Annotated in this window: 6 protein-coding genes; 3 read left to right on the plus strand and 3 right to left on the minus strand. The window is 68.1% G+C overall.

Annotation, left to right across the window (positions count from 1 at the left end; all coding sequences use genetic code 11):
* The first annotated feature begins 80 nt into the window (after positions 1–80).
* From K2Z83_RS06175 to surE, 3 genes are all read left to right on the plus strand, one after another.
* A complete protein-coding gene (locus tag K2Z83_RS06175) occupies positions 81–1,400 on the plus strand; it encodes a hemolysin family protein (RefSeq protein ID WP_220594306.1) in 1,320 nt (439 codons plus the stop codon).
* A gap of 195 nt (positions 1,401–1,595) precedes the next feature.
* On the plus strand, positions 1,596–2,858 hold the full coding sequence (locus tag K2Z83_RS06180; RefSeq protein ID WP_220594307.1) for a VWA domain-containing protein: 1,263 nt from the start codon (positions 1,596–1,598) through the stop codon (positions 2,856–2,858).
* An 87-nt stretch (positions 2,859–2,945) separates the two neighbouring features.
* Positions 2,946–3,710 carry a 5'/3'-nucleotidase SurE gene (gene surE / locus K2Z83_RS06185; RefSeq protein ID WP_220594428.1) on the plus strand — a complete coding sequence of 255 codons (765 nt, stop codon included), beginning with the start codon at positions 2,946–2,948 and terminating at the stop codon, positions 3,708–3,710.
* 47 nt (positions 3,711–3,757) lie between these two features.
* Here surE and K2Z83_RS06190 read toward each other — a convergent pair whose 3' ends face one another.
* The 3 genes from K2Z83_RS06190 to K2Z83_RS06200 all read right to left on the minus strand — a co-directional run bounded on the left by K2Z83_RS06190 (position 3,758) and on the right by K2Z83_RS06200 (position 7,671).
* A complete protein-coding gene (locus tag K2Z83_RS06190) occupies positions 3,758–4,693 on the minus strand; it encodes a response regulator (protein ID WP_220594308.1) in 936 nt (311 codons plus the stop codon).
* 150 nt (positions 4,694–4,843) lie between these two features.
* The gene (locus K2Z83_RS06195) at positions 4,844–5,875 is read right to left on the minus strand and encodes a 2-oxoacid:ferredoxin oxidoreductase subunit beta (RefSeq protein WP_220594309.1); all 1,032 of its coding nucleotides are present in this window, start codon (positions 5,873–5,875) and stop codon (positions 4,844–4,846) included.
* Entirely contained in the window at positions 5,872–7,671 is a 1,800-nt protein-coding gene (locus K2Z83_RS06200) for a 2-oxoacid:acceptor oxidoreductase subunit alpha (RefSeq protein ID WP_220594310.1), read from the minus strand. Before K2Z83_RS06200 ends, K2Z83_RS06195 begins: the two co-directional genes overlap by 4 nt.
* Positions 7,672–7,820: the final 149 nt, after the last annotated feature.

Consider the following 7,820-nt stretch of genomic DNA (forward strand, 5'->3'; position numbering starts at 1 on the left):
TAGCCGGGGGCTTCAGCCTACCGGCGGGCGATGCGCCACCGCGTTCCTTCTGCGGTATTGCGGTATAAGTATTTTTAGGCATGATAGAACTTCTGATCATCGTCGTGCTCTCGCTCGCCAACGGCATCTTCGCCGCCACCGAGATCGCCATGGTCTCGGCGCGGCGCGGCCGCCTTGAGCAGCGCGCCGAGGACGGCAGCGCCGGGGCCGAGGTCGCCCTGAAGCTGCAGGATGACCCCAACCGCTTCCTGTCCGCCGTCCAGGTCGGCATCACGCTGATCGGCACGCTCAGCGGCGTCTTCGCCGGCGCCACTCTGGCCGACCAGCTGGCCCCCACGATCGCGACGCTGCCCTACATCGGCCCCTACGCCATCCCGCTGGCCCAGGTCCTCGTGGTCATCCTCGTCTCCTACCTCTCGCTGGTGCTCGGCGAGCTGGTGCCCAAGCGCCTGGCCCTCCAGAGCGCCGAGGCCGTGGCCGCCTTCATGGCCCCGCCCATGAGCCTCCTCGCTCGGTTCAGCACCCCGGTGATCAGCGTGCTCTCCTTCTCGTCCGACCTGATCCTGCGCATCCTCGGCCGGGCCAACGTCGAGGAGGAGCGCGTGACTGAGGAGGACATCCGCGCCCTGGTGCGCGAGGGCACCGAGGGCGGCACCGTCGAGCTCCAGGAGCAGCAGTTCATCGATAGCATCTTTAAGCTCACCGACCGCGCCGTCCGCCATATCATGACCCCGCGCCACGATGTGGAGATGCTCGACGCCGACGCGACCCTCGGCGACGTCATCGACGAGCTGCTCTCCAGCGGCTACTCGCGCTTCCCGATCTATGAGGGCTCGCCCGACACGATCACCGGCACGGTGCATGTGCGCGACCTGCTGCTGCTCTATCGCCGCCAGGGCGAGGACGCCAAGGTGCGCGAGGCGATCTCCCCGCCGCTCTACGTTCCCGAGAACAGCCGGGCCAGCGCCTTGCTCGCCACCTTCCGCAAGGGCCGCCGCCACATGGCCCTGGTGGTCAGCGAGCTCGGCGGGATCGAGGGCGTCGTCACCCTTGAGGACGTGCTTGAGGAGATCGTCGGCGAGATCGGCGATGAGTTTGATGAGATTGAGGCGCCCCCGGTCACCATCCGCGAGGACGGCTCCATGCTCGCCGACGGCTCCCTGAATGTGGATGAGGTCAAGCGCATCCTCGACGAGGACGACCTGCCCGACGAGGAGACCTATCGCTTCGACACGCTGGCTGGCTTCGTGATCAGCCTGCTCGGCCAGATCCCCACCACCGGCGATGTGGTCAGCTGGGGCGGCTGGCGCTTCGAGGTGATCGATATGGACGGTCTGCGCGTCGATAAGGTGCTGATCTCGCGGGAGTCAGGGGTCGGGGGCCAGGAGTCGGGGGTGTAGTTGGAGGTTGGGAGTTGGGGCTGGGGGTCGGGTGTCTCCCAACCTCCAACTCCCAACCCCTGTGCTACAATAAACTCGCCCACCATGCAACATCTGGCGTCAGATCACCGTAATTGCTAGAGCGCGCGGAGTCCTGTGCGGCACGCCCAATCTGCAATCTGCAATCTGCAATCTGCAATCCCAGAGGAGAGAACTATGGCCGGTGAAGTAACCCTGCGGGCGACGTTGGCCCGCCCGTATCTCGCAGCCACGACGACGCCCCAGGTGGCCTACGCGCTGATCGAGGTACAGCCATCGGCGGTGATGGCGCAGGTGCGCACACCGGTGAATGTCAGCTTCGTGCTCGACCGCAGCGGCTCGATGAAGGGCGAGAAGATCGAGCGCGTCCGCCAGGCGATCGGCATGGCGGTCGATATGCTCGACGCCCAGGACATCGCCTCGGTGGTGATCTTCGACCACCGCACCGAGGTGCTCGTCCCCGCCGCCGCCGTCACCGACCGCCGCAGCATCCAGGACCGGGTCGGCCGCATCCGCGACGCCGGCGGCACCAAGATCGCCCCCGCCATGGAGAAGGGCCTGCGCGAGATCGAGAAGGACCGCAGCGGTGCCATCCGCCGCCTCGTCCTGCTCACCGACGGGCAGACCGAGCATGAGGACGAGTGCCTGCGCCGCGCCGAGGACGCCGGGCGGATCGGTGTGCCGATCACTGCCCTCGGCGTCGGCAAGGACTGGAACGAGGACCTGCTGATCGAGATGGCCAACCGCTCCGGCGGCACCGCCGACTATATCGCCCGGCCCAACGAGATCACCGAGTACTTCCAGAACACGGTTCAGAAGGCCCAGAACAGCGCCATCCAGAATAGCAGCCTCAACCTGCGCCTCGTCCAGGGCGTCACGCCCCGCGCCGTCTGGCAGGTCATCCCGCTGATCAATAACCTCGGCTACAAGCCGATCTCCGACCGCGATGTGGGTGTGCCGCTCGGCGAGCTGGAGACGGGCCAGGGCCGCACGCTGCTGGTCGAGTTCCTGGTCGACCCGCGTCCGATCGGCACCTACCGCGTCGGCCAGGCCGAGGTGAGCTACGACATCCCCGCGCTCGGCCTGGCCGGCCAGAAGGTCCGCATCGATATTATGCTCACCTTCACCGCCGACGCCGGCCAGCTCGGCCAGGTCAACCCCGGCGTGATGAACATCGTCGAGAAGGTCTCGGCCTTCAAACTGCAGACCCGCGCCCTCCAGGATCTGCAGTCCGGCGATGTGAGCGGGGCCACCCAGAAGCTCAAGAGCGCCGTCACCCGCCTGCTCAGCCAGGGCGAGCTGGAGCTGGCCGGCACCATGCAGCAGGAGATCGCCAACCTGGAGAAGGACGGCCAGCTCTCGAGCGAGGGACAGAAGACGATCAAGTTCAGCGGCCGCAAGACGGTGCGGCTCAGCGATATCGACCTGCCGAAGGAGTAAGCCTGTAAGGGCGCAGCAGCAGCCGATATCATGGCTAAGAAGCGCAGACACCTGGTGCTGCTGCGCCCCAACCGCCAACAAATCCCTATGTACATCCTCATCACCAACGACGACGGATACCAGAGCCCGGGGCTGGCCGCGCTGCGCCGGGCGCTCGCCCCGCTCGGCGAGGTGGCTGTGGTGGCACCCGACCGCAACTGGAGCGCCGCCGGCCACTACCGCAAGCTCTTCGACCCCATGCGGGCCTGGGAGGGCGCCCTCATCGACGGCAGCCCGGCCACGCTCTGCGACGGCACCCCCGCCGACTGTGTGGCCCTGGCGATGATGGGCCTGCTGCCCAGAAAGCCCGACCTGGTCGTCTCCGGGATCAACCTGGGGGCCAACCTGGGCAGCGACCTGCTCTACTCGGGCACGGTGGCCGCCGCCATGGAGGGCATGATCTTCGGCCTGCCGGCGATCGCCGTCTCGCAGAACAATGGCCACCGCGGCCCGCAGGACTTCCGCGCCGCCGAGGCCGCCGTGGCGACGATCGTCGCCGGCGTCCAGAAGAACGGCCTGCCCGAGGGCGTGCTGCTCAACGTGAATGTGCCGGCCCTGCCCCCCGAGGACGTGCGCGGCATCCAGGTCACCCGCCTCGGCCAGCGCACTTACCGCGACGAGCTGATCGTCCGCGAGGACCCGCGCGGCCGCCCCTACTACTGGATCGGCGGCGCCGAGCCCGAAGACCTCCACGAGGACGGCACCGATGTGTCCGCCATCGCCGCCGGCTACGTCACCGTCACCCCGGTGCATATGGATCTGACCAGCCACCGCTGGATGGACGAGCTGCGCGGCTGGGGGCTGGACGCGTAGCTCTGGCGAGCACCGTAAGGGCGCAGCAGCGCGGCGCTGCTGCGCCCTTACTTCCCGTAGATGATCGCGCTGCGGCGCTCGCCGCCGCCGGCCTTCGCGTGCTGGAGCAGATCCTCGGCCACCTCCGTCAGCTCGCGGATATCGCGGAACGGCCCGTCGGCGCTGGTGAGCACCCCCACCGACAGTGACATCAGCGGGAAGCGCCGCACCTGGCCGTCGTCGCCGTCCACCTCCAGGCCGCCGCGCTCGCGGTCGTGGTAGTCATAGTGCAGGGGGATGTCGGCGTCGAAGCGGTCGGCGAGCTCCTGGTAGATCCCGCCGCTCGGCACAGTGCTGGTGATCAGCACGAAGTACGGCCCGGCCACCATCTGGCCCACCATATCGCCTGAGACGCCGTGCCGGCCCACCACATCGCTGATCAGCAGGGCGGTGAACTTCAGCACGTTCTCACCCACCATGACGCCGTAGAACTGGGTGAAGCTCTCGAAGCCGTTGATCCGGATGAGCGCCAGCGTCCAGCCCGTAGTGGCCAGCAGCTCGCGCAGCCGGGCGTTCACCTGCTCGCCGGTGGGCAGATTGGTGACAGGGTGGAACTGGCCGCGCCTCCGCCCCTCGTCGAGCTGGTTGCGCACCACCCAGTAGACCTCCTCGATGTCGAAGGGCTTGCCGAGGAAGTAGTCGGCGCGCACGGTGTGGTGAGCGATCATGCGGTCGTTGCGCTCGGTGAAGGCGGTCAGTACGACGATCGGGATGTTCTGGGTGTCGGGGGTGGCCCGCAGGGCCATGCCCACATCGTAGCCGCTAATATCGGGGAGTCGCACATCGAGCAGGATCAGGTCGGGTGGGGTTGCCCGACAGATCGCGAGAGCCTCCTCGCCGCGGCTGGCCGTACGCACCTGGTAGCCCTTGTTTGACAGATAGACCTCAAGCAGCCTGGATATCGCCGAGTCGTCTTCGACAATGAGGATGGTCTCATGTGCCATCAGGCATTCCTTATGACGTATCTGCCGGCCACCGCCTCATTATAGGCCATGCAGAAGCTGATGCAGCGGTGAAGCGCACCTATCTGAACGGTGATGCGCGGGCATTTTGAGCTTCCGGTAAGGTTCACAACCTTACCGGAAGCTTCAAGCTTAGGCCAGCTCGGCCATCAGCTGCGCCAGGGCGGCGGGCGGCGGGCGCAGCTGGTCGTCGGGCAGGGCGGCCAGCGGCGTCTCGCAGAGGTTCATGGCCTCGGCCAATGTCGGGCGGGCCTCATCAATATAGAGCAGCCCGGTGATAAACTCGTCGCGGGCGCGGGCGCGCTCGATCAGGCCCAGGGCGGCCATGCGCTCGCCCGGGTTGTAGTCCTCGGCGAGCTTGCGCAGCCGGATCACCGGCCCGTCGTGCAGGCGCACGTCGCGCACCTCGCCCGGCGCGTACTCGACCTGCACCTCGTCGAAGCTCGGGATGAAGCTCAGGTCGTGGATGGGCTCCTGGCGGGCCTTGCCGTAGCCGTAGCTCTTGGTCGACTCGTTGTGGTTGTTGAAGGTGACGCAGGGGCTGATCACATCGATCACCGCCGTGCCGTGGAAGCTGAAGGCGGCCTTGATCAGCTCGCGCACCTGCTTGGCGTCCCCGGCGAAGGAGCGGGCCACGAAGCCGCAGCCGGCGATGATCGCCTCGGCGCACAGGTCCACCGGGGGCAGCGGGTTATAGCCGGCGTACTTCAGGCTGGCCCCCATGTCGGCGGTGGCCGAGAACTGGCCCTTGGTCAGCCCGTAGACGCCGTTGTTCTCGATGATATAGACCATCGGCACGTTGCGGCGCAGCAGGTGCTTGAACTGGCCCAGCCCGATGCTGCCGGTGTCGCCGTCGCCGCTGACGGCGATCGGCAGCAGCTCGCGGTTGGCCACGTGCGCGCCGGTCGTCACCGAGGGCATGCGCCCGTGCAGGGCGTTGAAGCCGTGGGAGCGGCCGAGGAAGTAGGCCGCCGACTTGCTGGAGCAGCCGATGCCGCTCATGCGGACGACCCGGTGCGGCTCCAGCGCGAGGTCGAAGGCGGCGGCAATGATCTGGCTGGAGACCGAGTCGTGGCCGCAGCCCGCGCAGAGCGTGCTGGTGGCCGCCTTGTAGTCGGCCCGAGTCAGGCCGATGGCGTTGGTGGTCTGGGCGCGTGTACTCATAGGGCCTCCAGGATCTTCTCGGACACAAACGGCGCGGTCAGCGGCAATCCGTCGTTGAAGGCCACGCTCTGGATGCGCGCGGCGTGCGCGGGGCAGTGCAGCTGGAGCAGCTGGCGCAGCTGGCCGTCGTGGTTCAGCTCGACGACGATGACGCGGGCGTGATCTTCCACGAAGGCGCGGGCCGGCTCGCCCAGCGGCAGGGCGCGCACACGCATAAAGCTCGTCTCCACGCCCTGCGCCCGCAGTAGATCGCGGGCCTCGCCGATCGCCGCCTCGCTGGAGCCCATGCCGATGATCCCCAGCTCCGCGCCGTCGCGCCGGTCGATCACCGGCTGCGGCACCAGCTTCCTGGCCGTCTCGTGCTTGCGGCCCAGGCGGTCCATGTTCGCCACCCAGTCGGCCGGCCTCTCGCTGTAGACGTTCCGCTCGTTATGTCCAGTCCCACGGCTGAGCTGGGCGGCCAGCGGGTGCGGGTTGCCGGGCAGCGTGCGCGCGCCCACCCCGTCGCCCTCAGGGTCCTCGAAGCGCACGAAGCGCCCCAGGCGGCTCAGGTCATCGGCGCTCAGCACCTTGCCCCGCCGCATCGGCCCGTCGGGGTAGCTGAAGGCCGGCGACATCCACATATTCATGCCCAGGTCGAGGTCGCTCAGCACAAACACCGGCGTCTGTAGCTCCTCGGCGACATCGAAGGCCCGCCAGCCGAACTCGAAGCACTCGGCCACCGAGCCGGGCAGCAGCACCACCTGGCGGGTGTCGCCGTGGCCGAGGAAGTAGGTCGAGATCAGGTCGCCCTGCGAGGTGCGGGTGGGCATACCGGTGCTCGGGCCAACCCGCTGGACATCCCAGACCACGCAGGGGATCTCGGCGAAGTAGCCGAGGCCGGCGAACTCGCTCATCAGCGAGATGCCCGGCCCGGAGGTGGAGGTCATGGCGCGGGCGCCGGCCCAGCCGGCGCCGATCAGCATGCCCAGGGCGGCGATCTCGTCCTCGGCCTGGACGATCGCGTAGCTGGCGGTGCCGTCGGGGTTGGTGCGCAGGCGCGGCAGGTAGTAGGCCAGCCCGTCGGCCAGGCTGGTGGCCGGGGTGATCGGGTACCAGCCGATGAAGCTGACCCCGCCGAAGACCGCGCCCATGGCCGCCGCGCTGTTCCCGTCGATCAGGATCTGGCCGGCGGTCGCGCCCATGCGCTCAAGTCGGTAGGGGCAGGCGGGCTGGCAGCCAAGGCGCTCGGCCATCCAGGCGTGCGCCGCCCGCACCACACCATCGTTCAGCTCCACCGGCTTCGGCTTGCCAAAATGGTGCTCCAGGGCGGCGCGGATCTCGGCAAGGTCGATGCCGATCAGGGCCGCGAGGGCGCCGACATAGACCATGTTGGCCGCGTAGTCGCGCATCCTGGGCTCGAAGCCGCTCTCGGCCACCAGCGCCTTGACCGGCAGGGGATAGCTCGTCACATCGGGGCGCTCGGGGCGCCAGGGGCCATCGCCGGGGTAGAGGCAGATCCCGCCCGCCGGCAGGGCGGCCAGGTCCTCGGCGGCGGTGCGCGGGTTGAATGCCACCAGGATCGGCACATGGGCCGGGCGGGAGGTGTAGCCGTCCCGGCTCACCCGGATGGTGAACCATGTCGGCTCACCCTGGATATTCGATGGGAACAGGTTCTTCCCGTTGACCGGAATGCCCATCGTGAAGATCGCGCGGATGATCGTGTTGTTGGCCGTCTGGCTGCCAGAGCCGTTGGCCGTGGCCGCGACGATCGCGAAGTCGTTGACCTGAGCCGGTGTGTCTGTGTGCGTGCGCATACCTTCCTCGCATGCTGATGATCGCTCTGCATCGAGCGCGAGGGTATTATACCGCTGCGGCGTCGCGGCGCCACGCCGCAGCGTCGATCCGGCAGGGCTGTTGCAAAATCTTGGGGCCTCCGGCTGGCGACTGGAAGTCGCGCCGGCGG

The organism is Oscillochloris sp. ZM17-4, assembly GCF_019599295.1.
Lineage (GTDB): Bacteria > Chloroflexota > Chloroflexia > Chloroflexales > Chloroflexaceae > Oscillochloris.

Coding starts and splice junctions, on each gene's coding strand:
- K2Z83_RS06175 (WP_220594306.1), top strand. CDS start 81: ATGATAGAACTTCTGATCATCGTCGTGCTCTCGCTCGCCAACGGCATC.
- K2Z83_RS06180 (WP_220594307.1), top strand. CDS start 1,596: ATGGCCGGTGAAGTAACCCTGCGGGCGACGTTGGCCCGCCCGTATCTC.
- surE (WP_220594428.1), top strand. CDS start 2,946: ATGTACATCCTCATCACCAACGACGACGGATACCAGAGCCCGGGGCTG.
- K2Z83_RS06190 (WP_220594308.1), bottom strand. CDS start 4,693: ATGGCACATGAGACCATCCTCATTGTCGAAGACGACTCGGCGATATCC.
- K2Z83_RS06195 (WP_220594309.1), bottom strand. CDS start 5,875: ATGAGTACACGCGCCCAGACCACCAACGCCATCGGCCTGACTCGGGCC.
- K2Z83_RS06200 (WP_220594310.1), bottom strand. CDS start 7,671: ATGCGCACGCACACAGACACACCGGCTCAGGTCAACGACTTCGCGATC.